This is a genomic window from Duganella sacchari (assembly GCF_900143065.1).
GTDB lineage: Bacteria > Pseudomonadota > Gammaproteobacteria > Burkholderiales > Burkholderiaceae_D > Rugamonas > Rugamonas sacchari.
On record NZ_FRCX01000005.1, the window covers coordinates 435,010 to 459,911 of the forward strand.

The window sequence follows — 24,902 nt, forward strand, 5'->3', positions numbered from 1 at the left end:
GCAAGATGGGCAATCTTACCTTTAGCTCAGGCGTTCAGCAATGGCTGCCAGCTACGGAATCCGTCGCTGGCTTGCGGCTCCCATGGGAAGACGCCAGCGGTGCTGGGGAAGATGATCTGCCAGGCGCGGAAGTGTGGCCCTTTGTGCAGCCACAGCGCCCATCCCATGTATTCCTCATAGTGGCGCGGGTCGACTTCGCCGATCACGCACTCGAAATCGCCACCCAGCAAATCAGCCACGCGCGCGCCTGGCGCGATGGCGGCACCCTGCTTCATCTGACGATAGCACTCATTGATGACCGGCTGCGCAACGTCGGCACCCAGTCCCACCACAATCAGCTCGGGCAGGCCCAATGATTTTTCGATACCGATCGAATAGGAAAACGGCGGCAGCTCGTCCTCCTCCATCACATTCAGAATATGCAGGCCATACGTTGCGATATTGGCCAACGCCCTTTGTCCGCTTTGATCCATCAGTCGGTCCAGGATTTGGAGCGCTCAACTGCACGCGCCCAGGTAGATAACAGGTCGGCGCGCTGATCGGCGCCCATGGCTGGTTCGAAGCGGCGGCCGCAGCGCCATTGCGCGGCGATTTCTTCCTGCGTGTCCCAGAAACCGACAGCCAGGCCGGCCAGGTAGGCGGCGCCCAGCGCAGTGGTCTCGGTCACCAGCGGACGGACCACGGGAACGCCCAGCAGGTCGGCCTGGAACTGCATCAGCAGATCATTGCGGGCGGCGCCACCGTCGGCGCGCACTTCGGTCAGCGGGATCGATGCATCCTTCTGCATCGCCGTCATGAGCTCCGCGCTCTGGTAGGCGATGGCTTCCAGCGCAGCGCGGGCGATGTGGGCACGCGTGCTGCCGCGGCTCAGGCCAAACAGCGAGCCGCGCGCGTAGGCATCCCAATGCGGGGCGCCGAGTCCGACAAAGGCCGGCACCATGAACACGCCGCCGCTATCCGGCACGCTGGCCGCCAGCTCCTCTACTTCCGCCGACGAACGGATGATGCCCAAGCCATCGCGCAGCCACTGCACGGTGGCGCCGCCCATGAACACGCTGCCTTCGAGCAGATAGTCGGTCTCGCCATCCACGCGCCAGCCGACGGTGGTCAGCAGGCGGTTGTGCGAGGCCACCGGATGACGGCCAAGATGCATCAGCATGAAACATCCCGTGCCATAGGTGTTCTTGACCATGCCCGGTTTATGGCAAGCCTGGCCGAACGTAGCGGCCTGCTGGTCGCCAGCGATGCCGGCCACGGGAATCGCCGCACCAAACAGGCCCGGATGCGTATTGCCCACTTCCTCGCTGGACGAGACGATCTGCGGCAGCACCGACTCCGGAATATCGAACAGGTGCAGCAGGTCGTAGTCCCAGCGCATCAGGTGGATGTTGAACAGCATGGTGCGTGAAGCGTTGCTGACGTCTGTCACATGCTGGCCGGTGAGTTTGTACACCAGCCAGCTGTCGACTGTGCCGAACGCCAGACCGCCATGCTTCGCCTTCGCGCGCGCGCCGGGCACATGGTCCAGCAGCCATTTCAGTTTGGAGGCGGAGAAGTAGGCATCCAGTTCCAGCCCGGAGATGTCGCTGATTTTTTTTGCCTTGCCGGCGGCGCGCAAGTCATCGCACAAGTCGGCCGTACGACGGTCCTGCCAGACGATGGCTGGCGCCAGCGGCTCGCCCGTCTTGCGGTCCCAGATCAGCGTGGTCTCGCGCTGGTTGGTGACGCCGATGGCCAGCACCTGGTGCGCGTCGATGTGATTGTCGTGCAGGACCTTGCGGGCGACGGCGAGCTGGCTTTGCCAGATGTCGTTGGGGTCATGCTCGACCCAGCCGGATTGCGGGAAATGCTGCGGGAATTCTTGCGCCGCGCTGCCACAGATCTGACCCTGATGGTCGAACAGGATGGCGCGCGAACTTGTAGTGCCCTGATCCAGGGCCAATATGTATTTCTTCATCGGCAGTAGTCCCCAGCGCGGCGTGCGCCTGGGTCCGCGTCCGCCGCGAATACGTTGTTAGATGAAGCAAGCCGATAGGCCGGATTTTGTTACGGCACAGGCGAACCTGCGCTATGACAGCCATTCCTCTAGGCGCTGGATTACTCCAGCGCTCAAGCTTCCTACCCGCACGCTCCGCGAGCAACATCATCGCGTGCCTATTTGGAATTGCACCAGGTGGAGGTTACCGCGTTTCACCGTAACTTAATACGCTCGTCTCTGTGGCCCTATTCCTCGCCTTATACCGCCTCCAGCGCACAAGTGCGCTGGGATAGGCTTTCGGCGGACGGCCGTTAACCGTCACCCCGCTCTATGGAGTCCGGACCTTCCTCCCGTCAGGCCTTACGCACTGACCAGCGGCTGTCTGGCTTGCTTCAGGCGGTATTGTACCAGTCCGGGCCTCCAAATCTGAAATTTGGTGTCGCCATTCCAAAAGCCGCCCTTCGCACTCCGCCTTAGAATGCTCTGATAATTCACCCACGAGGCTCACAATAATGACGCAACCATCCCGCACCGGCGGCCAGATCCTGGTCGACGCCCTGAAGATCCACGGCGTGGACACCGCTTTCGGCGTACCCGGCGAAAGCTATCTGGACGTACTCGACGCCCTGCACGATTCCGACATCCGCTTCATCATCAACCGCCAGGAAGGCGGCGCCGCGTTCATGGCCGACGCCTACGGCAAAATGACGGGCAAGCCGGGCATCTGCTTCGTCACCCGCGGCCCGGGCGCGACTAATGCGTCGATCGGTGTGCACACGGCGTTCCAGGATTCGACCCCGATGATTCTGTTCATCGGCCAGGTGGGCAGCGACTTCATGGACCGTGAAGCCTTCCAGGAAATCGACTACCGCCGCATGTACGGCCAGATGGCCAAGTGGGTAGCGCAGATCGACCGCGCCGACCGCATGCCGGAATACATCGCACGCGCCTTCCAGATCGCTACCAGCGGCCGCCCTGGCCCGGTAGTACTGGCCCTGCCGGAAGATATGCTGACCACCCTGGCCGCCGTCGCCGACACGCGCAGCTACCAGACCGTGCAAGCCTCGCCTTCCACCGCGCAGATCGCCACCGTGCGCTCGATGCTGGCCGAAGCCAAGAAGCCACTGGTGCTGCTGGGCGGTGGCGGCTGGAATGAACAGGCCTGCGCCGACATCCAGCGCTTTGCCGAAGCCAATGACCTGCCGGTATCGTGCGCCTTCCGCTTCCAGGACCTGCTGGACAATGAGCATCCCAACTACATCGGCGACGTCGGCATCGGCATCAATCCCAAGCTGGCGGCGCGCGTGCGCGAGGCGGATGTGATCCTGGCGATCGGCCCACGCCTGGGCGAGATGACCACCAGCGGCTACTCGCTGCTGGCGTCCCCAGTACCGGCGCAGCGCCTGATCCACGTGCATGCGGATACCGAGGAACTGGGCAGCGTCTATCAGGCCGAGTTGATGATCAATAGCGGCATGCCGCAAGTCGCCGCGATGCTGGCGGCAATGGAACCGGTAAACGCCAGCGCGTGGCAGACCAGCGTCGCCGAGGCCAAGGCCGATCTGCACGCATGGCAGCAGCAGCCGGCCATCTTCAAGGACGGCAAGGCGCCGCTGGACCTGTGGCAGGTAGTGCAGCAGATCGACAAGCTGACGCCGCACGATGTCATCATCACCAACGGCGCCGGCAACTACGCCACGTGGGCACACCGCTTCCACAGCTATGGCGGCATGCGCACGCAGCTGGCGCCAACCAGCGGCGCCATGGGCTACAGCGTGCCGGCCGGCGTGGCGGCAAAAATCATCGCGCCGGAACGCACGGTGGTTACCTTTGCTGGCGACGGCGAGTACATGATGAATGGCCAGGAGCTGGCCACGGCGGTGCAATATCAGGCCGGCGTCGTCATCATCGTGTTCAACAACGGCATGTTCGGCACCATCCGCATGCACCAGGAGCGCGACTATCCGGGCCGCGTGTCCGGCACCACGCTGCACAACCCGGACTTTGCCGCGCTGTCGGTGGCATATGGCGGCGCTGGTGAAGTGGTGACCAGGACCGAGGAATTTGCGCCCGCACTGGAACGCGCGCTGGCCTTCACGCGCGATAAGCATTTGCCAGCGGTGATTGAGCTGCGCTACGACGGCAACCTGATCACGCCGGGCGCGACGCTGGAAACCATCCGCAAGACGGCGCAAGCCGCCAAGGCGGCGAAGTAAGCCAGGCCGCCGGCTTATAAACCGGCGGTGCGCGTGGAGCCGGGGTCCAGCACCGGCTTTTCTTCCTCTTCTTTTTCCTGCTTGATTTTTGGCGCAGGGCAGGCGCGGCAGGTGCCGGTCTTGCGGCCGAAGTCCGTCACCAGCGGCAAGCGCATCGGCACGGATTCATCGCCGCAATAGCCGCCGTCCAGCACCACGGCCTTGCCGTTATCGACCACTTTGGCGTTGATGGTGCGCTCTTCCTCATCAGGCGGCTGCACCGTGAAATAAAACTGCTGGCCGCGCGGATCAATCGTCACGTCGCTGGCCACTACCGGCCAGCTCAAGCCGCCGGCGGTGTATTCGTACAAAATCGTATCGACTTCGGCAAAGCGCTGCAGCGTGATGCGCTGGCCGCCAAATTCGCCGCTGTCGGGATGGACGCACAGATCGGAAAACACCAGCATGCCGTAACGCGGCAACGCGCCAGGCTTGGCTTTGGATTTAGGCGCAGCCAGCACGGCGCAGGAAGCCAGCAGGATCGCACCGGCCAGCAAAGTACGTCGTGTCATCTTCGTCATAAAACGCTTTCAGAAAAGAACAACGGCTGCACTGGGCAGCCGTTGTTGCATCTAAACCTGAATAATCAGATTAGAAGGAGTGCTTCAGACCCAGGTTGAAGGCTTTGTCGCCCGAACCAGCTTCGGTGTTGTTACCAACGGTGTAGCCTGCGCCGTTTTTGTTTTTGATTTTAGCGTAAGCAACGTAGGTGCTGGTGCGTTTCGACAGAGCGTAGCTGTAGCCGATTGCCCATTGGTCAGCATCACGGTTAGCAACTTCTTTGTCGTTTTTGCGGATGAACGAAGCCATCACGGTGCCAGCCGCGCCAACTGGAGCGGTCAGACCGATCAGAGCGTCGCTGCTGTCGGTCGACGGAGCGAAGGTGTAGCCGAAAGCGTTGGTGGTGCTGTTCAGAGGAGCCGAACCCAGACCTTTGTCTTTCGAGTAAGCGCCGTAGACTTTAACAACTTGGAAGTCGTAGTTAGCAGCGATCAGAGCGTTGTGGCCAACACCAGCGGTTTTCAGGGTGGTGGTGTCGTTGTTTTTGCTGTTGTAAGCAACGGCAACGTTCAGAGGACCGTTGTTGTAACCCAGCGAGCCACCGATCTGACGTTGTGCCGAAGCGTCGCCAGCTTGTTCGCCCAGGCTGTACGAAACAGCGCCGGTGAAGCCGCTCAGGTTAGGCGTTTTGTAGACAACAGCGTTGTCGTTGCGGGTCATGTAGCTAGCAACCGGGAACAGGTTTTTAGCGGTACCAGCGTAGCCCATTGCGAACGGGTCACCTACGTCACGCAGGGTTTCGTAGTACGGAGTGTACTGACGGCCCAGGGTCAGGGTACCAGCGGTTTTCGACGACAGACCAACGTAAGCTTCGCGGTTGAACAGACGGTTCGCGGTGTTGTCCAGGGTACCGTCGTCGATCTTCACGCCAGCTTCCAGCTTGAAGACTGCGCTCAGACCGCCGCCCAGATCTTCGGTGCCTTTGAAGCCCAGACGGGAAGCCGAAGCGGCACCGCTGGTTACTTTGGTGGTGTTGCCAACTGCGCCGCCGCGCTCGCTGACGATACCGGCATCCAGGATACCGTAGATGGTGACGTTCGATTGAGCGAACGCAGCGGAGCTGGTAGCTGCCAGTACGGCGATAGCGATAAGGGATTTTTTCATTACGTGTTTCCTTCAGTTGTGTTGCTGTAAAAATTGAGCCAGTAGTACGGCGTGTTCGGTGCTTCTCGGCTTTGTGCCGTTTTGTGCGTGAGGGCAAACTCCCCAGCTGCCACTGTGCATCCCGGTGGGATGCGTTCACTGTATTGCGGCCGATAAATCTACGCCGGCTTTATCGCAGCGCTCTCCCGGAGCGCTGGAGGCGGCACTATACTGATGCTGAGAAACTTCAACAAGTGTAAAACCATTCATACTGAACAGTCTGCACTCTTGTTTTTTTCAAAAGCAGCGGTATTTTACCGCATCGCAATATTTCCTGCCGATCAAGCGAAACAGGCCAGTCTTTCCGCACGATGAACACGGTGGGTGTACCACTTCTTCGACGGACCAAGTAAAAATAGCTACATTGCTATTTCTGACGTTATTTTATACTGAACCCTGGAATCCCTTGCCTCTACCGAATGGTAATAAGCTAACGCCTCCAGACTTTGTTCAGGTGGCTTTTCGGCGCAAAATGGCCCCGAAACCAACTTTGCCCCTAGTATTACAGCTTTATTAGTGTAGTAAATTCTGCAAAAACAGCGCTCACTTGCATCCCGTTACTGATTTGTAAGAAATTGCTACCTGTTGTGTTTAGGAGACAAAATAGTGCATTTTTTTGCACAATCGCACTGGTTTGGTGCATGAAATTGATTCACTTCATCCAGATTAATCGCTCCCGCACCGCTGTTTACGGCGTTCGCCACCGAAAGTTACAAGGCTGACATCGGTCTTGCCAGAAATTCTGCTGTCTACAACAACTGCCTTCATTATTTTTCAACTTTCTCAAACATTTTTGTCATGGACAAAGGCGGGGCAAAAACGATATTCGGTTAAATAGTTCCGTATGCCAACTGTGTGTCGTGGACAAGCTTCCCGGCGCCCGCTGAAATGAGCGAAAACGTCAATACAGCCACGGTGCTTGCTGGCGAAAAACGAATGTAAAATGCAGGTCGCACTGAGGCGGCAAGGGCTTCAGATGTGTGTGCACCCGGTCCCTGTGCCAACCCACGCAGCTGCCCCAAAAATCGCAGCCGCTAAAGCCTGATGACGAATACAGTTCCATCACAATCTGTTCCGAGCACGATCAGCGACGTCGAACGCGACACCGGCGTGGCCAAGGAAACCTTGCGCGTATGGGAACGGCGTTACGATTTTCCGCAACCGCTGCGCGATCCCCATGGCGAACGGGTCTATCCGATTGAACAGGTGCACAAGCTGCGGCTGGTCAAACGCCTCATCGACCTCGGCTTCCGTCCCGGCAAGGTGATTCAATACAGTGCAGCGGAATTGCAGGCGCTGACTGGCAAGGCTACCGGCCTGGGCAACGGCCCGGCCACGCCCGCGCCAGAGCTGCAGACCTATCTGGATTTATGCAAGAGCCATCAAATGGAAGCGCTGCGCCGCAAGCTGTCGCAGGCGTTGCTCATGATGGGGCTGAAGAGTTTTGTGATCGAGCTGGTGGCGCCGCTGACCACGCTGATCGGCGAAGCCTGGGCCAGCGGCCAGCTGGCCACGTTTGAGGAACATTTATATACCGAATCACTGACCGTGGTGATGCGCAGCGCGATCTTTGCCATGCCGCAGGCCAATGGCAACCATATCAGTGCGCCACGCATCCTGCTGACCACGCTGCCGCAGGAGCGGCATGGCCTGGGCCTGCTGATGGCCGAAGCCATGTGCGTGGCGGAAGGCGCCCACTGTATTTCGCTGGGCGTGCAAACGCCGCTGCTGGATATCGTGGAAGCGGCGCGTGTGCAGCGCGTCGATATCATTGCGCTGTCGTTCTCTGTAGCCATGAATCCGCGCCAGGCGCTGGATGGTCTGGCGGAACTGCATCAACGCCTGAATGGCTGCGCCGAGCTGTGGGCCGGTGGCAGCAATGCTGCGTTGAAACGCCGGCGGCCGCCGTATGTGCGCGTGTTCGAGCTGGCCCATCTGGCCGGTGCGATCGCTGAATGGCGTGCACGCAGTACCCCGCACACCGCATAGCCCGGGGGCTGACCCCGCATGGGGTCAGCCCCCTTTGGTTAGGGGTGCGCGGTGGCGCTCTGGTAAAATAGGCAAACTTCGTGCTGGCCAGCACCCCAACTACATATCCATGTTCAGCTTCTTCAAGAAAAAACCTGTCGCTCCCGAAGCGCCTGCGGCGCCTGTCGTCGCCCCTACCCCAGCCGAGGCGCCTGCCGCCATCCAAGTCCCTGACCTGCTGCCGATCGAAGAACCGGCCGAGAAAAAACAGTCGTGGATGGCGCGCCTGAAGGCTGGCCTGTCCAAAACCTCCAACAACCTGTCCATCCTGTTTGTCGGCGCCAAGATCGACGACGACCTGTACGATGAACTGGAAGCCGCGCTGCTGATGTCCGACGCTGGCGTCGACGCCACCGAATACCTGCTCGATGCGCTCAAACGCAAGGTCAAGGAAAACAAGCTGCTGGATGCCGCCGCCGTCAAGGCCGCGCTCAAACAGCTGCTGATCGAACTGCTGACCCCGCTGCAACATCCCTTCGAGCTGGGCCGCCACACGCCCACCGTGATGATGATTTCCGGCGTCAACGGCGCTGGCAAGACCACCACCATCGGCAAGCTGGCCAAGCATATGCAGACGCACGGCCAGTCGGTGCTGCTGGCAGCCGGCGATACCTTCCGCGCCGCCGCGCGCGAGCAGCTCATGGTCTGGGGCCAGCGCAACAACATCACCGTGATCTCGCAAGCGTCGGGCGACCCGGCGGCGGTGTCGTTTGACGCCGTGCAGTCCGGCAAAGCCAAGGGCGTGGACGTGGTCATGATCGATACCGCCGGCCGCCTGCCGACCCAGCTGCACCTGATGGAAGAACTCAAAAAGGTCCAGCGCGTGATTGGCAAAGGCATGGACGGCGCACCGCACGAAACTCTGCTGGTGATCGACGGCAATACCGGGCAAAATGCGCTGGCGCAAGTCAAAGCCTTTGACGACGCCCTCAAGCTGACCGGCCTGGTGATTACCAAGCTGGACGGCACTGCCAAGGGCGGCATCCTGGCAGCGATTGCGCGTGTGCGTCCAGTGCCGGTGTATTTCATCGGCGTGGGCGAGAAGATTGAAGACCTGCAGCCGTTTGTGGCTGCCGAATTTGTAGAAGCACTGCTTGGATAATCAGACCTCTATGATCGAATTCCGGAACGTCTCGAAACACTACTCTTCCGATGTGATGGCGCTGCGCGACATCTCGCTGACGGTAAATAAAGGCGAACTGGTCTTTCTGGCCGGCCCATCCGGGGCCGGCAAGTCCACCCTGATGAAAATGATTGCCGCCATGGAGCGTCCCAGCTCCGGGCAGGTGATCGTCAATGGCCAGGACATCGCCCGCATCAAGCCGGCTGCCGTGCCCTTCCTGCGCCGTAATCTCGGACTCATCTTTCAACAACAGCGCCTGCTGACCGACCGCAGCGTGCTGGCCAACGTCATGCTGCCGCTGCTGGTCACGGGCGCCTCCAAGACGCAGGCCGAGCAGCGCGCCCGCGCCGCACTGGACAAGGTTGGCCTGGGCGACCGCGCCGATGCGCAGCCGCTGGCCCTGTCGGGCGGCGAGCAGCAGCGCGTGTCAATCGCGCGCGCCATTGTCAACCGTCCGCAAGTGATCCTGGCCGATGAGCCGACCGCCAATCTGGACCGCGCCAGCGCCAACAAGGTGCTGGATGCGCTCAAGGCATTCAACTCGGTGGGCGTGACCTGCCTGATCTCCAGCCACGACGAGCAGATGCTGGATGCCGCCGCGCGTGTCATCCACCTCAACCAGGGTCAGCTGGAGGTGGCAGCATGACCTACTGGTTCCGCCAACACCGCTACGCGCTGAGCGCGGCACTGGTGCACCTGCGCCGCTCGCCCGGTGGTTTCCTGTTCAATATTCTGGTGGTGGCGATTGCACTGGCCCTGCCCTTCATGGGCGTGACGCTGCTGGACAATGTGCGGCCGATGTCGGAATCGCTGTCGGTCGATCCGGAAATCAGCGTGTTCCTGAAACAGGAGACTTCGCGTGAAAACGCCGAAGCACTGGCCGTGCAGCTGCGCCAGGCTGTGAAAGACCGGCAAGCCAAGATCATCTTCACGCCGCGTGAAAAAGCACTGGAGAACCTGAAAGACAAGAACGGCCTGGCCGATGTGCTGGCCACCCTGGGCGACAATCCGCTGCCAGACAGCTATGTGCTGAAGCTGGATGCCTTCCGCAACGCCCAGGCCGGCGGCGATGTCGACCAGTTGGCCGAACAGATCCGCAGCCTGCCCGGCGTGGATACCGTGCAGGTGGATTCGGCCTGGGTCAAACGCCTGGCCGCGCTGCTGAACATCCTGCGTCTGGCCCTGCTGCTGCTCGCAGCTACCTTGGGCACGGTGGTGGTGGCGGTGATCTTTAACACCATCCGCCTGCAGGTGCTGACCCAGCGCGAGGAAATCTTGGTGTCCAAGCTGATCGGCGCGACGGACAGCTTCATCCACCGGCCCTTCTATTACACGGGCGCCTTGCTGGGCCTGAGTGCTGGTGCGGTGGCGCTCGGCGCAGTGACGCTGGCGCTGCGCCCGCTGAACACCGCGATTGCCGAATTTGCAAAATTGTACGCATCGGAATTCCAGCTGGCGCCCCTGCCGGCCATAGCGATTGCCGCCCTGCTGGCGCTGTCGGCGACGCTGGGCCTGATCGGCGCCCGCCTGTCGGTCAAGCGCCATACTGCCCGCCTCAACTAAGTCCTCTCCCGGTTCCGTGCGTCCGCGCACGGAACCGCGCCCCCGCAGGTCTACGATGTTTCAATCATTAAGTCAGACCTAAGATCCATCCAGCATCCTAAACGCATCCAAAGTCTTGATAGCATTTTTACTATCAGGCTCATAAATTTTGAACGATTGGCACTCAACGACAGAGAGTGCTAATATATGTTCGAAAGAGTACGTTAGTGCTCATAAGCAATCTCAAGCGAAGGGAACGAAAATGACTATGATGTCCGTGGTACCTGCCAATAACAGCGCTCTGGAACTCGGGTTCAGCGGCAGCCTGGGTAACCTGGATGCCTACATTTCGGCCGTCAATCGCCTGCCGATGCTGACGCACGAAGAAGAAATCTCGCTGGCCAAGCGCCTCAAAGACCAAGCCGACCTGGGCGCCGCCCAGAAACTGGTGATGTCCCACCTGCGCCTGGTGGTGTCGATCGCGCGCGGCTACCTGGGCTATGGCCTGCCACATGGCGACCTGATCCAGGAAGGCAATATCGGCCTGATGAAAGCCGTCAAACGCTTCGACCCTGATCAGAATGTGCGCCTGGTGTCTTACGCCATGCACTGGATCAAGGCCGAGATGCACGAATACATACTGAAGAACTGGCGTCTGGTCAAGGTGGCAACCACCAAAGCCCAGCGCAAGCTGTTCTTCAACCTGCGCAGCCACAAGCAAGGTCTGGACGCGATGACGCCTGCCCAGATCGATCAGCTGGCGAAAACGCTGGATGTGAAGCGCGAAGAAGTGATCGAAATGGAAACCCGTCTGAGCGGCCGTGACATTGCGCTGGAATCGCCAACGGATGATGAAGATGACAAGTTCGCGCCCATCGCCTACCTGTCGTCGGAAGCCTCCGAGCCGACCCGCGTGCTGGAAGCCGAACAAGTCACCCGTCTGCAGTCCGAAGGCCTGGAAGAAGCGCTGGGCAAGCTGGACGCCCGCTCACGCCGCATCATCGAAGCGCGCTGGCTGGCCAACGACGACGGTTCGGGCGCCACGCTGCACACGCTGGCCGATGAATTCGGCGTGTCGGCTGAGCGTATCCGCCAGATCGAAGCCGCTGCGCTGAAGAAAATGAAAGGTGCGCTGGCCGCGTACGTGTAAGACCTCCCCGCTTCCCCCGGAATGCCGCCGGCGCAAGCCGAGCGGCATTTTTTTTTGCCCCTCCTTTGACGTGGCGCTGACCACGTGCCGTTCGTGCGCCGCGCCTATGGTCTTTTTGCTAAGCTTGCTTTCAAAGGATGCAGGAGCTCTCTAATGAAAAAAAATATACTACGGCAGCTGTTCGTGCTACCGCTACTGGTGGCCGTTATGGCCGCGCTACATGCTTGCGGCAGCGCCACGGGCAGCGTGCGCGCACCGGCCCCGTTCACCACCACCTACGTGCTGCACCAGGGCGGCAGCGTTGCCCTCACGCCGGCCGCAACGGGCGGCGCGGGTGTGGCGTCCAGCGCGCCCGTGCTCAAGCTGGACCGGGTCAACGATAGCCGCTGCCGCAAGGACGCGGTCTGTGTCTGGGCAGGCTACATCAGCTTCAGTTTCGCGCTGGTCCAGCCTGACGGCAGCACCAGTAATTTCGTTCTGTCAGACAATATGCCCAACGGCACGACGACGATCAACCAGGGCGGCCTCAACTTCACGCTGGTCGAATTTGATCCCAAGGAAGTCCCTGCAAAAAATGAAACAACGCCGGATTATCGGGTAAGCTTAAAGGTGAGCAACACTAACTCACCTTGAACCTTGCCCACATGACCACGTTGATTCGTCCCACCCGCACCGTTCTCGCCTCTTCGTTCACCCTTTCCATCCTTATTTCCCTGGCCTTGCCGGCCGCCGCCAAGACACCGGTTGCCACCGGCACAGGCGGCGCCGTGGCCACCATCAGCGAGCCGGCATCGCAAGCCGCAATTGCCATCCTCAATCAGGGCGGCAATGCGGTCGATGCGGCAGTCGCGGCGGCCGCCACGCTGGGCGTGACCGATCCGTTCAGCTGCGGCATAGGCGGTGGCGGCTTCATGGTGATTTACCTGGCCAAGGAAAAACGCGTCATCACCATCGATCACCGCGAAACGGCGCCGGCCAGTTTTACGCCCACCGTGTTCCAGCAGGACGGCAAGCCGATGGATTTCGATACAGTGGTCGCCAGCGGCAGGTCGGTGGGTGTGCCGGGCACCGTGCGTGGCTGGCATGAGGCGCTGGACCGCTACGGCAGCATGAGCTTCCGGCAAGTGCTGGCGCCAGCCACCGCCTTGGCCGACAAGGGATTCAAGGTAAGCGCCAATTTTTCCCATCTGGCGCAGGAGAATGAGGCCAAGTTCGCTATGTTCCCCGCCACTGCCGCGCTGTATCTGCGGAACGGCAAAGCCATCAGCGAAGGCACGCTGCTGCGCAATCCCGATCTGGCCAATGCTTATCGCACGCTGGCAGCGGGCGGCGTCAAGGCTTTCTACAGCGGCAAAATGGCGCGCGCGATCGTCGATACGGTCAACGCCCACAGCGGCCAGATGACGCTGGCCGATCTGTCCAACTATGAAGCGCGCCTGCGCCAGCCAGTACACAGCACCTATCGTGGTTATGATTTATACGGTATGCCGCTGCCTGGCAGTGGCGGCATCGCGATCGCCGAAGCGCTCAATATTCTGGAGGGCTATGACCTCAGGTCGATGCCGCGCGAGAAGGCCGAACACCTGTATCTGGAAGCGAGCCGTCTGGCTTTCGCCGACCGCAACGCCTACCTGGCCGATCCCGAATTTGTGGATGCCCCGGTAACCGGCCTGCTGAGCAAGGAATACGCCGCGCGCCGCCGTGAGCTGATCAACCCCGAGCAGGCCAGCGTGCAGGCGCCGGTGGGCGATCCCTACCCGTTCCAGAACGACAGCAGCATCCCGCTGCGTCCCAACGCCAACAAGCTAATTGCGGAAAGCGCGCACACCACCCATCTCACGGTGTCCGACAAGGACGGCAACATCGTCGCCTACACCTTTACGATTGAAGCATGGGGCGGCAGCGGCATCGTGGTGCCGGGCTATGGCTTCCTGCTCAATAACGAGATGACCGATTTCGATTTCTCCGGCCCTGCTCCCAACGTGCCGGAAGCGGGCAAACGTCCACGCAGCAGCATGTCGCCGACCATCGCCTTCCGGAACGGCAAGCCGGCGTTCTCGATCGGCAGCCCGGGCGGCTCAACCATCATCACCACGGTGCTGCAAACCATCTTCAACCATGTAGACCTTGGCATGTCGATGCCGGATGCCGTGAACGCACCGCGTCTGTCCGAACGCAACGGCATGAACACCGATATCGAACCCGGTTTCGCCGGCACCGCACAAGCGCTCGCGCTGGAGAAAACCGGCCAGCACTGGAGCAAGACGCCCGAGGAAATCGGCGCCGCCAATGCCTTGGTGTTCAACCAGGACGGCACGGTGACCGCCGTCAGCGAAGGCCATCGCCACGGCGTCGGCAGCGCGCTGGTACAAAAAACCGCGCACTAAGCCATCGTTAAGAATCTGCTCACAATATGAGTGCGCCACTACCACTCACTTGGGAGAACAAACGATGAAAAACTGGGTACGCGCCAACAAAGGATTCCTGCTGTTCCTGGCGCTGTTTGGCGTGTTCCGCACGGCGGTCGCCGACTGGAATCCGATTCCGTCCGCCTCCATGCATCCCAATCTGCTGGAGGGCGACGTGGTGTTCGTCAACCGCCTGGCTTACAACGTGAAAGTGCCGCTGACCGGCATCGTCATCAGCGCCACCGGCGAACCGCAGCGCGGCGACATCGTCACCTTCTCCTCGCCGGTCAACGGCATGCGCCTCATCAAGCGCGTGATCGCCTTGCCCGGCGACCGCGTCGCCATGCACAACGAACAGCTCATCATCAATGGCCAGCAGGCCGGCTATACCGCCATGGGCCACACGACTGAAAACATCCAGGGCGTGGGCGAACTGGCCGCGGTCCGCGTCGATGAATCACTGGGCCAGCACAGCCACGCCATCCAGTTCCTGCCGCAGGTCAAGGCGCGCCGCGATTTTGACACCATCGTTGTGCCAGCCGGCCAGTACATGATGTTGGGCGATAACCGCGACAACAGCGAAGACTCGCGCTATATCGGGCTGGTGCCGCGCGCCCTGCTGATCGGCCGCGCCGAACGGGTGCTGGCTTCCGCCGACATCACCGGCAACTGGATGCCGCGTACCGAACGTTTCGGCATGAGCCTCTATCCCAGGCAGTAAGGGCAGGCGCCGCGCAGTGTTATGATGGGGGTAGTAAATTCATAACGTTGCCGGTGCCCTCATGATCGAGTTTCAAGGACTGTCCAAAGTCTATGGCAGTTTCAACGCAGTCAAGCCGCTGACACTCACCGTCCAGCGCGGCGAAGTGTTCGGCTTCCTCGGTCCCAACGGCGCCGGCAAGACCACCACCATCCGCATGATGATGGGCATATTGGTGCCCAGCGGCGGCCAGGTCCGCATCGACGGCCTCGATTGCCACGCCGAACCGGCGGAAGTAAAGCGCCGCGTCGGCTATCTGCCCGACACGCCCATCTTCTACGACTACCTGCGCGGCCGCGAGATACTGCAATTCGTCGGCGAGATGCACGGCTACTCGCGCGCCGAATCGGCCCAGCGCAGCGCGCGCCTGCTGGCGGAATTCGGCCTGGAAGAAGCGGGCGAAGACTACGCGGTCAACTACTCGCTGGGCATGAAAAAACGCTTGGGCCTGGCCTGCGCCTTGATACACGATCCCGCCGTGCTGATACTGGATGAACCCATCAACGGCCTCGATCCGCGCGCCTCGCGCGATGTGCAGGAGCGCCTGCTGGCAGCGGCGGCGCGCGGCGTCACCATCTTTGTTTCCACTCACTTGCTGGACATGGCGGAAAAGCTATGCGACCGCGTCGGCATCATCCATCGCGGCGAACTGGTCGCCACCGGCACGCTCGACGAAATCCGCGCCGAGTCTTCGGCCAGTGGTTCGCTGGAAGACGTGTTCCTCAAAATTACCGACGAAGCAGCTGAAGAGACAGCGCAATGAGCGCAGCCCACACCATCTGGCTCATGACCAGAATGCGGCTGACACGCCAGCGCAATATGCTCGCGAATAACCTGTTCCGCTTCAAGAAGAAAAAATCGCGCGATGGCATCGCCGGCAAGCGCAGCAACCTGTGGATACTGACCGCGCTGATGGTGGTGTTCATGTCCTTCTCGTTTGTCAGCATGTCCGACAACGTGGTGACCAATATGTACTGTCATCTCGATGCGGACAGCGTCTGCCGCAACGGCCCGCACACGGCGATCCCCACCGCATTCGCGCCGGCGCTGATGAACGGCCTGACCATGGAGCTCAGCACCCTGTTCCTGATCGCCGTGCTGCTCCCCCTGGGGAACAAGGAAATGGCGCAGCCGGACTGGGATCTGGAATGGCTGGTGACCATGCCGGTGGAACGCTCCCTGCTGCTGTGGGGGCGCGTGCTGGAACGCAGTGTCAGCAACATCAGCGGCTGGTTTGCGTTGATGCCGGCATATGGCGTCATCGCCTGGCATTCAGGCTACACATGGACCGTACTGCCGGTGGCCTTGTTGTCCACCGTCGTCCTGCTGCCGCTGGCAGCGATGCTGCACACACTGGCCGACACCGGGCTGCGCATGTGGCTACCCGCCTCACAGCTGCGCAATCTGCAAGCGGTGACCGGCTTGTTCAACCTGCCGCTGATCTATTTCGTCATGGCGCTCGGCATGCCGCAAGCGAATGGCTTTGTCATGGAGTGGGCGCGAGGCTTCCCGGCGTGGGTGAGCTGGCTGCCGCCCGGACAGGTGCTGCAGGCGATACAGGCGCATGGCCTGGGTGAGCTGGCGATGCACAGCGCGCTGCTGCTGGCCGAAATCGTCGTGATGGTATGGGCGGGTATGCAGCTGCTGCGCTATCAGTTGCGGCATGGCGTGGTCAATTCCGGTGCACGCGAAAGCGTGCGGCGCAAGCAGGTGGTGAACGCGGCAAACAGCGCCGGCTGGCACGCGCTGCTGTCGCCGGTCAAGCGCCGCGAATTGCGCCTGCTTGGCCGCGACCGCAATTTCCTGTTCCAGACCTTGCTGCTGCCAGTGATTATCGTCGGCAGCCAGATGGTCTTCAATGGCAAACTGAATAGCCTCGCCGAACTGGGCGAACATCACACACTGGCCGCCGCCATCGCGTTCGGCATCGGCGTATATGTGCTGATGCTGTCAGCCTTCCAGACGCTCAACAACGAGGGCCAGGTACTCTGGCTGCTGTACACGGTGCCGCGTTCCATCGAAAGTGTATTGAAAGAGAAGGCGCAGCTGTGGGGCATGCTGACGCTGTTGTATCCCGCCATTGTACTGGGCATCTGTGCCTGGTACTCCCCGCACTACGACTGGTACATGCTGGTGCTCGTGCTGACAGTCGCCATCGGCATTCCGATCTATTCGATGATCGCCGTATCGCTGGGCGTGTTCGCATGCGATCCGCAGGCAGTCGATGTCCGTACGCGCGTCAGGCCAACCTATGTGTATCTGTACATGCTGCTGGCCAGCTTCTACACCTGGTCGATTTACAGCAGCGTATGGTCGCAAAAGCTGGTGGTAATGGTGCTGACCGCGTCGATGGCACTGGCCCTGTGGCAGAAAGCGCGCGACTCCCTGCCCTATCTGCTCGATCCCGCCGCCGCTCCGCCATCGCGCGTATCCACTTCGGATGGCCTGATCGCCGCCACTGCATTCTTTATCCTGCAAGGCATCGTGCTGCTATTTTTTGGCAATGCCAATATACAGACCATCAGCATCGCCTTCGGTATCGCGGGCATCACGGTGTATGGGCTGATGCGGCTGGTCTACTGGCGCAGCAGGACGACCGGCGTGCCGGCCATCTGGCGCGGTATGGCGCTCAAACAAACACTGGGCAGCGCCACTATCGCAACCGCTGTCGCCGGCGCTGTGGGCATCGGCTATATGCAGGTACTGCAGCACACCGCGCTATGGCAAGAGATCAGCAAAAGCGCCACGGCGCTGCAAGGTGCGCGTAGCTGGATATGGGCACTGGCCGTGGTGGCAGCGCCACTGTGCGAAGAATTCATCTTCCGTGGCCTGATTTACGGCGGTCTGCGCCGCTCGATGAAAGCGCCGCAAGCGATGCTGATGAGCGCAGCGATCTTTGCAGTGGTCCACCCGCCGCTATCGATGCTGCCGGTATTCATGCTGGGCCTGTGCACCGCCTGGACCTATGAACGCAGCAAGACCCTGCTGGCGCCCATGCTGGTCCACGCGGTGTACAACGCCATGATCCTCTCACAGCAATACTGATCGCACCTAGTGGCAGGAATTGACTGTTTTATGTCATTCCGTCACGAAGCCGCAGCCAGATAATGTATGCATGCGTACATTACTCCTATCCCTACTGCTGCTCTGCCGCCTTGCCACTGCTGGCGAGATTCCCCACTATCAGAATCCGCATGGCCGCACCCAGCCTGTGATTGCTGTCGTTGGTTACAACGGCGGCACCGAACTGACCGACTTTGCGATTCCCTACGGCGTGCTGGCGCGCTCCGGTGTCGCGCAGGTGCTGACGGTCGCCACGCAAGCCGGTCCGCTGAAAATGCAGCCGGCCCTGCGCATCCAGCCAGACAAAACCACTGCGGAGTTTGACGCCAGCTTCTCCGATGGCGCCGACTACGTCATCGTGCCGGCCGTCGTCAAACCGGACGATGCAACGCTGGTGGCGTGGATAGCAGCCCAAAGCAGCAAAGGCGCGACCATCGTCAGCATCTGCGACGGTGCGGTGGTGGTCGCCAACGCCGGCTTGTTCAAAGGCCGCCGTGCCACCGCGCACTGGGCCAGCGAATCCTACCGCAAGGAGCACTACCCCGACACCAACTGGCAAACCAATGTCCGTTATGTAGCCGATGGCCGCGTTGTATCCAGCGCCGGCATCAGTGCCGCCATGCCCACGGCGCTCGCCTTGGTGGAAGCCATCGCTGGCAACGAGCGCGCGGCAACGCTGGCACGCGACATCGGCGTCAGCGACTGGCGCACCACGCACAACAGCGACATCTTTCACCCCACGCTGGGCGTCAATCTGGGCGCCTATATCACTCGCTACACCAATCAATGGTTCCATGCACCGGACCGGGTTGGCGTGCCTGTTGCGGCAGGCGTCGATGAGATTGTACTGGCCTTCAGCGCGGATGCGTGGGCACGCTCCAAACGCAGCCGGGTATATGCCGTCGCCAGCAGCACCAATGCGCTGCAATCACAGAATGGCCTGACCATCCTTCCCGACTACGCGGCGACGGATGCCGAAGCGCCGCCAACCCTGCCATCGCCGGCATCCACGCTGCCCGGGCAGGCACTAGACCGCACACTGGCCGAACTGGCGCAGCGCTACGGCCAGCGCACAGCATTCTTCGTGGCGCTGGAATTCGAGTATCCTTCTTATCGATGAAGGCCCACACCACCCTGCGCGTCGTCTTGCTGGCGTATGACGATATGAACCTGCTGGACCTGAGCGGCCCACTGCAGGCGCTGACGACCGCCAGCAAGCGCCATGGCGGCAGCGCAGGGCCGTTGTACGACACTATCGTCGCGTCTGCGGAAGGTGGCTTGATCAACACCAGCGCCGGCCTGCCGGTGATGACCGTGCCCATCGCCACGCTGGACGGCATGGCAATCGACACCATCATCGCCGCAGGCGGGTGCAAAGGCCAGGAGTTCTACGCTCATCCGGCATTGGTCAAATGGATAGTGCGGCAAGCGCCGCATGCACGGCGCTTGTGCTCTGTGTGCACGGGCGCTTTCCTGCTGGCCGCCGCCGGCCAACTGCAAGGCAAACGTGTCGCCACGCATTGGGAATGGGTGGAACGTTTGCGCCAGCTGTATCCCCAGGTGGACATCGATGCCGACAAAATCTTTATCAAGGACGGCGCCATATGGACGTCGGCCGGCGTCAGCGCCGGCATCGATCTGACATTGGCGCTCATCGAGGAAGACTACGGCCATCACGTCGCCATCGAAACGGCACGACAGATGGTCATGTTCATCAAGCGTTCTGGCGGGCAGTCGCAATTCAGCGTACCACTGGCGGCACAGACACAGGAAGGCGGCCGTTTCGACGCACTACACACCTGGGTAGCCGCCCATCTGCATGAAAACCTGACAGTAGAACGGCTGGCCGAACAAGCCGGCATGACGCCGCGCACGTTCGCCCGCACCTACGCCAGCCAGATGGGACGTACGCCAGCCCGCATGGTAGAAGCCATGCGGCTGGAAGCGGCTTGCCGCGCACTGGAGAAAACCGCCCTGCCACTAAAAACCATCGCGGCCAACATGGGCTACATGGAAGAACAGAATCTGCGGCGTGTCTTCCAGCGCCAGTTGGGCATCAGCCCAGGACAGTACCGCAACCGCTTTTCCGGCCATGGCACTGCCGGCCAACATTAAGCCGCCCTGGCAATCACCTTGATCTCGAAGTCAAAGCCATACAGCCAGGTCACGCCAACGGCAGTCACGGTCGGATGAGGCGCCCCGCCCCAGAATTCGCCGACCACTGACCAGATACGTTCAAACTTCGACTCTGGATCGACGATGAACACTGTCACGTCGATCACATCGTCAAAGGTGCAACCAGCTGCCGACAGGATGGCGTTCAGGTTCTGGAAGGCCAGGCGTACCTGCGCTTCCAGTTCCGGTTCAGGCGAACCATCCGGCCGGCTGCCCACCTGCCCCGAAACGAACAGCAAACCATTCGAACGCACGGCCGGTGAGTAGCGGTTGCGCTCATACAGATCCTGGCGGCCCGGCGGAAAAACAACGTCACGTACAGACATAAAACTCCTCGTTGAATAAAGCGGTAACGAGACTGTATAAACATCGCGCCACCCGATAAACAGGCAAGTCGTACAATGACTGTTTGGTATTTCCACACAATCCCATGGACCGATTCGACACCCTGTTGGCGTTTGTACGCGTGGTGGAAGCAGGCAGCTTCACCAAAGCCGCACAGACGCTCCACATGAGCAAGACCACGGTATCGCAGCTGGTGCAGCAACTGGAAGCGCGCTTGCAGGTCAAGCTGCTCAACCGCACCACGCGCCAGGTTAAGGTAACGCCGGAAGGCGCCGCCTACTACGAGCGCGTGGTGCGCGTCCTGGGCGACCTGGAAGAGGCAGATAGCGGCATCACTGGTGAACTGGCCGCACCACGCGGCCGCTTACGCACTGATGTTCCCAGCCCGTTCGCCCGCTTCGTGCTGATGCCAGCGCTGCCGGATTTCCACCGTCGCTACCCCGACATTCAAATCGACATGGGCGTCAGCGACCGTAACATTGATGTCATCGGCGAGAACGTCGATTGCGTCGTGCGCGGTGGTGAAATCACCTTGCCGTCACTGGTCGCGCGCCACGTTGGCGACCTGCCGCTGGGCGTCTACGCCGCGCCAGGCTATCTGCAGGAACAGGGCACGCCCGCGCATCCGCAGGAACTGGAGACGGCACAGCACCGCATCGTCGGTTTTCTGCGCTCGAGCAGTGGCACCATCGCACCAATACAAATCCGGCGCGAGGCCGAATCGCTGCAAATTCATGCCCGCCACACCGTCGCCGCAGATGACGGTAACGCCTATCTCGCCGCCGGACTGGCAGGCATGGGCGTGCTCTGGCTGCCACGCTACATGGCCAGAGACCATGTAGCGCGCGGCGAGCTGATACCGTTATTTGAAGACTGGCAGGCGGACGCCATGCCGATGTATCTCGCCTACCCGCAGAATCGCCACGTCAGCGCCAAGCTGCGCGTGTTCATGGCATGGATAGACGAGTTGATGGCGAAGATCTAGTCCTTGTAGCGCATTTCGGCCAGCGCGAAGGCGCCGCCGTGGTAAGTCACCGCAGCGTTAGTGTCCGGGTATTCGCCAGTATCGGGGAAGTGGTCGTCGAACTGGCTGGAGCTGTCCTTGGCCTGGTAGCCCAGGTGCGCAGCCTTGCTGTTGTCCCACCATGCGACGTCGTTGTCCGACATGCCAAACAGGATGGTATAGCCCACCCGCGTCGCAAACAATGAACGACGCAGCGCCTCCACCAGGTCGTCGTAACTCAGCCAGGTGACCATCATGCGGCGGTCTTTCGGTTCAGGGAACGAAGAGCCGATACGCAAGCTCACCGTCTCCAGGCCAGTGCGGTCCCAGTAGTAGCTGGCCAGCTGCTCGCCAAAGCATTTGCTCACGCCGTAGAATGAATCAGGACGGGTTGGTGCGCTTGCATCGATATAGTCCGTGTTGCGGTAGAAGCCCACCGTGTGATTCGAGCTGGCGAAGATGATGCGCTTCACGCCCTGCTTGTGCGCAGCCTCGTAGACATTGGCCGTGCCCAGAATATTCGCGTGCATGATGTTCTCGAAGGTGTTTTCGGTCGAGATGCCGCCGAAATGCAGCACCGCTTCCACGCCCTCCATCATCTTCATTACCGCAGCCTTGTCGGCCAGGTCGCACTGGACGATTTCCTCGCCCTCGCGTGCCTCGCCCAGATCGGCGATATCGGACAGCACCACCACATCGGCCCACGGCTTGATGCGGTCGCGCAGAATCTTGCCCAGGCCGCCGGCGGCGCCGGTCAGCAGTAATCGTTTAAATGGTTTTGCCATGGTCGTCTCAGGTGTTTTTAATCAGGTCACTGGGGCCGGGTTGAACAGCACCAGTGCGTTATGCAGTTTCCATTTTTCCGCCCAGGTTTCGCGGCCGCTGGCGACGTCCAGCATCAGCCGGAACATCTCCCAGCCTACTTCCGCGATGGTGGCTTCGCCGCTGGCGATGCGGCCGGCGTTAATGTCCATCAGATCGTGCCAGCGCCTGGCCAGATCATTGCGCGTGGCGACCTTAATCACCGGAACTTCAGCCAGGCCATACGGCGTGCCGCGGCCCGTGGTAAAGATGTGAAGGTTCATGCCGGCCGCCAGTTGCAGCGTGCCGCAAATGAAATCGCTGGCGGGCGTGGCGGCGTAGATCAGGCCTTTCTGTGTCAGCTTGTCGCCGGGCGACAGCACGCCGGAGATCGGTGCGCTGCCCGATTTGACAATGGAACCCATCGCCTTCTCGACGATGTTGGACAAGCCGCCCTTCTTGTTGCCCGGCGTGGTGTTGGCGCTGCGGTCCGCGCCGCCGCGTTTCAGGTAATTGTCGTACCAGTCCATCTCGCGGATCATGGCTTCCGCCACTTCCGGTGTGGTGGCGCGCGACGTCAGTTGATCGATGCCGTCGCGGACTTCCGTCACTTCCGAGAACATCACGGTGGCGCCTGCGCGCACCAGCAGATCGGTAGCAAAGCCCACTGCCGGATTGGCGGTCACGCCGGAAAACGCATCGCTGCCGCCGCACTGCACGCCGACCACCAGCTCCGATGCCGGCACAGTCTCACGCTGACGCTTGTTCAGCTCCGCCAGATTGATTTCCGCCTGCTTCATGATCGAGTCAATCATCGACATGAAGCCCACATGCTGCGCATCCTGCAAACAGACCAGGCCAGGATCGGCGCCGCCCGCGTTCTGGATCGGGATCGAACCTTTGGGGAAAAGGCGCGTTGGCTGCAGCTTCTCGCAACCCAGGCTGACCACCATTGCCTGGCCGCCGAAGTTGGGATTCAGCGCGATATTGCGGATGGTGCGAATCGGGATGTTGGCGCCCGGCGCATCAATCGCCACGCCGCAGCCATAGGTATGCTCCAGCCCCACCACGTCATCGACGTTGGGATACCTGGGCAGCAGTTCGTTCCTGATGCGCTCCACCGCAAAATCCACCACGCCCGATACGCATTGCACGGTGGTGGTAATCGCCAGGATGTTGCGCGTGCCGACGCTGCCATCCGGATTGCGGTAGCCCTCGAAGGTATAGCCTTCCAGCGGTTCCATCGCCGGCGGCACGCGCGTGGAAATCGGCAGGCCGGCCAGCTCGCGCGCCGCCGGCATCTCGACATTGTGCTCGGCCAGCCAGCTGCCCGCCGGCAGGTCCTTGGCCGCAAAGCCGATGGTCACGTTGTAGCGGACCACATCGTCGCCCTTGGCCAGATCGCGCAAGCCGACCTTGTGACCTTGCGGGACCGCTTCCAGCAGCGTCAGACCGTTGGCGAAAACAGCGCCGGCAGGCAAGCCGCCGTCGTTGACGACAATCGCAACGTTATCGTTGTCGTGCATGAGGATGTAGCGCGGCGTATTGGCGCTCGGCGATGTCGTCATCTGGCTTTCCTACGTTGTTTTTTAGTCTCACAAAGTGGCCTGACCACTTCTGTTATTGGTTGGCCAGCTCGATCTGTGGCCTGCATGCTACACTCTGAAACCCCCATGGTTAGCCAGGGTTTAGCCCTGTAAACAGGGGCTGAAGAAGGCTGCTCCATGAATTCAGTATGCCAGTTAAAAATTAATTTGGCTAGTCCACATTGCGTATTTGGTCTGACCACCTTAGAATGGCCTGACCAGATGGCAATTCAATAAGCCACCGATATAGACGAGACATCAATGTTGAAAAAGACTGCACTTCCTGCTGATGGCAATACGCACGAACCGCGCCTGTACCGCGTGGTGGCGGACCGCATCCAGGAATTGATCCGCAACGAAAACATCGCCGCCGGCGAGCGCCTGCCGTCCGAGCGCGACCTCGCCACCAAGCTCAGTGTCAGCCGCGCTTCCCTGCGCGAAGCACTGATCGCATTGGAACTGGGTGGCGTGATCGAAGTGCGCGGCGGCTCCGGCGTCTACGTCAGCGAACTGCCGGAACCTGCGGAAGCCGACCTGCCGGAAGCAGGTCCAGGTCCATTTGAAGTGCTGTCCGCACGCCGCCTGATCGAATCGGAAATCGCCGCGATCGCCGCACGGGTAGCAACCGACAGTGCCATCGACGCCATCCTCAAGGCGGTGGAAGAGATGGAAAAACACCACGCCAATTATTCGAGCAATGAACAGGCCGACCGCAACTTCCACCTGGCCATCGCGCGCGCCACCGGCAATAGCGCGCTAGTCGGATCGCTGAACTACCTGTGGGATCAGCGCGGCCGCCTGTGGCACAAGCTTAAGGAACACTTCCAGACCGAAGAACTGCGTCAGGAAACGCTGAAGGACCACCGCCGCATCCTGGAGGCGATTGCCGCCCACGATCCGGCGGCGGCGCGCAAGGCCATGCGCGCCCACCTTGAACGCGTGACCCGTACGTTCTCGCGAGGATAAGCAGCATCTGTAGCA

22 protein-coding genes and 1 other RNA gene are annotated in these 24,902 nt (G+C 61.0%); 15 read left to right on the forward strand and 8 right to left on the reverse strand.

Annotated features, from left to right (window positions below):
- Positions 1–26 precede the first annotated feature (26 nt).
- The 3 genes from BUA36_RS13505 to rnpB all read right to left on the reverse strand — a co-directional run bounded on the left by BUA36_RS13505 (position 27) and on the right by rnpB (position 2,372).
- Positions 27–473, reverse strand: a complete 447-nt coding sequence (locus BUA36_RS13505; protein WP_072785266.1) for a DUF4262 domain-containing protein — start codon at positions 471–473, stop codon at positions 27–29.
- Entirely contained in the window at positions 473–1,957 is a 1,485-nt protein-coding gene (gene glpK, locus BUA36_RS13510) for a glycerol kinase GlpK (protein ID WP_072785268.1), read from the reverse strand. Before glpK ends, BUA36_RS13505 begins: the two co-directional genes overlap by 1 nt.
- A 59-nt stretch (positions 1,958–2,016) precedes the next feature.
- Positions 2,017–2,372: RNase P RNA component class A (gene rnpB, locus BUA36_RS13515), an RNA gene on the reverse strand.
- 118 nt (positions 2,373–2,490) lie between these two features.
- Here rnpB and BUA36_RS13520 point away from each other — a divergent pair.
- Positions 2,491–4,194: a thiamine pyrophosphate-binding protein gene (locus tag BUA36_RS13520; protein ID WP_072785270.1), complete on the forward strand. Its 1,704-nt coding sequence runs from the start codon at positions 2,491–2,493 to the stop codon at positions 4,192–4,194.
- A 14-nt stretch (positions 4,195–4,208) separates the two neighbouring features.
- On the opposite strand, the gene BUA36_RS13525 is transcribed toward BUA36_RS13520, so the two are convergent.
- Positions 4,209–4,745: a hypothetical protein gene (locus BUA36_RS13525; RefSeq protein ID WP_072785500.1), complete on the reverse strand. Its 537-nt coding sequence runs from the start codon at positions 4,743–4,745 to the stop codon at positions 4,209–4,211.
- A gap of 79 nt (positions 4,746–4,824) precedes the next feature.
- Positions 4,825–5,898 carry a porin gene (locus BUA36_RS13530; RefSeq protein WP_072785272.1) on the reverse strand — a complete coding sequence of 358 codons (1,074 nt, stop codon included), beginning with the start codon at positions 5,896–5,898 and terminating at the stop codon, positions 4,825–4,827.
- A gap of 1,083 nt (positions 5,899–6,981) precedes the next feature.
- Here BUA36_RS13530 and BUA36_RS13535 point away from each other — a divergent pair.
- From BUA36_RS13535 to BUA36_RS13590, 12 genes are all read left to right on the forward strand, one after another.
- Positions 6,982–7,926, forward strand: a complete 945-nt coding sequence (locus BUA36_RS13535) for a MerR family transcriptional regulator (RefSeq protein ID WP_072785274.1) — start codon at positions 6,982–6,984, stop codon at positions 7,924–7,926.
- Between the two features lie 109 nt (positions 7,927–8,035).
- On the forward strand, positions 8,036–9,067 hold the full coding sequence (gene ftsY, locus BUA36_RS13540; protein ID WP_072785276.1) for a signal recognition particle-docking protein FtsY: 1,032 nt from the start codon (positions 8,036–8,038) through the stop codon (positions 9,065–9,067).
- A gap of 10 nt (positions 9,068–9,077) precedes the next feature.
- Positions 9,078–9,734 carry a cell division ATP-binding protein FtsE gene (ftsE, locus tag BUA36_RS13545; protein WP_072785279.1) on the forward strand — a complete coding sequence of 219 codons (657 nt, stop codon included), beginning with the start codon at positions 9,078–9,080 and terminating at the stop codon, positions 9,732–9,734.
- Entirely contained in the window at positions 9,731–10,651 is a 921-nt protein-coding gene (gene ftsX / locus BUA36_RS13550; RefSeq protein WP_072785281.1) for a permease-like cell division protein FtsX, read from the forward strand. The genes ftsE and ftsX overlap by 4 nt, the downstream gene beginning before the upstream one ends.
- A gap of 241 nt (positions 10,652–10,892) precedes the next feature.
- Positions 10,893–11,780, forward strand: a complete 888-nt coding sequence (gene rpoH / locus BUA36_RS13555; RefSeq protein WP_371851446.1) for an RNA polymerase sigma factor RpoH — start codon at positions 10,893–10,895, stop codon at positions 11,778–11,780.
- Positions 11,781–11,933: 153 nt separating this feature from the next.
- Complete coding sequence (locus BUA36_RS13560) at positions 11,934–12,413, forward strand: hypothetical protein (RefSeq protein WP_072785285.1); 480 nt, start codon at positions 11,934–11,936, stop codon at positions 12,411–12,413.
- An 11-nt stretch (positions 12,414–12,424) separates the two neighbouring features.
- The gene (gene ggt / locus BUA36_RS13565; protein WP_072785287.1) at positions 12,425–14,167 is read left to right on the forward strand and encodes a gamma-glutamyltransferase; all 1,743 of its coding nucleotides are present in this window, start codon (positions 12,425–12,427) and stop codon (positions 14,165–14,167) included.
- 64 nt (positions 14,168–14,231) lie between these two features.
- The gene (gene lepB / locus BUA36_RS13570; protein WP_072785290.1) at positions 14,232–14,909 is read left to right on the forward strand and encodes a signal peptidase I; all 678 of its coding nucleotides are present in this window, start codon (positions 14,232–14,234) and stop codon (positions 14,907–14,909) included.
- 61 nt (positions 14,910–14,970) lie between these two features.
- Entirely contained in the window at positions 14,971–15,711 is a 741-nt protein-coding gene (locus BUA36_RS13575; protein WP_072785291.1) for an ABC transporter ATP-binding protein, read from the forward strand.
- Positions 15,708–17,993 (forward strand): type II CAAX endopeptidase family protein, encoded by a 2,286-nt coding sequence (locus BUA36_RS13580; protein WP_072785293.1) that lies wholly within the window; start codon positions 15,708–15,710, stop codon positions 17,991–17,993. The genes BUA36_RS13575 and BUA36_RS13580 overlap by 4 nt, the downstream gene beginning before the upstream one ends.
- A 70-nt stretch (positions 17,994–18,063) precedes the next feature.
- Positions 18,064–19,131, forward strand: coding sequence for a DJ-1/PfpI family protein (locus BUA36_RS13585; protein ID WP_072785295.1), 1,068 nt, complete (start codon positions 18,064–18,066; stop codon positions 19,129–19,131).
- Complete coding sequence (locus BUA36_RS13590) at positions 19,128–20,126, forward strand: GlxA family transcriptional regulator (protein WP_072785297.1); 999 nt, start codon at positions 19,128–19,130, stop codon at positions 20,124–20,126. The genes BUA36_RS13585 and BUA36_RS13590 overlap by 4 nt, the downstream gene beginning before the upstream one ends.
- On the opposite strand, the gene BUA36_RS13595 is transcribed toward BUA36_RS13590, so the two are convergent.
- Positions 20,123–20,512 carry a RidA family protein gene (locus tag BUA36_RS13595; protein WP_072785299.1) on the reverse strand — a complete coding sequence of 130 codons (390 nt, stop codon included), beginning with the start codon at positions 20,510–20,512 and terminating at the stop codon, positions 20,123–20,125. The genes BUA36_RS13590 and BUA36_RS13595 overlap by 4 nt on opposite strands.
- A gap of 104 nt (positions 20,513–20,616) precedes the next feature.
- Here BUA36_RS13595 and BUA36_RS13600 point away from each other — a divergent pair, with 104 nt between their 5' ends.
- Entirely contained in the window at positions 20,617–21,516 is a 900-nt protein-coding gene (locus BUA36_RS13600) for a LysR family transcriptional regulator (protein WP_072785301.1), read from the forward strand.
- Here BUA36_RS13600 and BUA36_RS13605 read toward each other — a convergent pair.
- Both BUA36_RS13605 and garD read right to left on the reverse strand, forming a co-directional pair.
- Complete coding sequence (locus BUA36_RS13605; protein WP_072785303.1) at positions 21,513–22,319, reverse strand: NAD-dependent epimerase/dehydratase family protein; 807 nt, start codon at positions 22,317–22,319, stop codon at positions 21,513–21,515. The two genes, BUA36_RS13600 and BUA36_RS13605, sit on opposite strands and share 4 nt — an antisense overlap.
- 21 nt (positions 22,320–22,340) lie before the next feature.
- On the reverse strand, positions 22,341–23,903 hold the full coding sequence (gene garD, locus BUA36_RS13610) for a galactarate dehydratase (RefSeq protein WP_072785305.1): 1,563 nt from the start codon (positions 23,901–23,903) through the stop codon (positions 22,341–22,343).
- A gap of 279 nt (positions 23,904–24,182) precedes the next feature.
- On the opposite strand from garD, the gene BUA36_RS13615 reads away from it, so the two are divergent.
- Positions 24,183–24,887: a FadR/GntR family transcriptional regulator gene (locus BUA36_RS13615; protein ID WP_072785307.1), complete on the forward strand. Its 705-nt coding sequence runs from the start codon at positions 24,183–24,185 to the stop codon at positions 24,885–24,887.
- Positions 24,888–24,902: the final 15 nt, after the last annotated feature.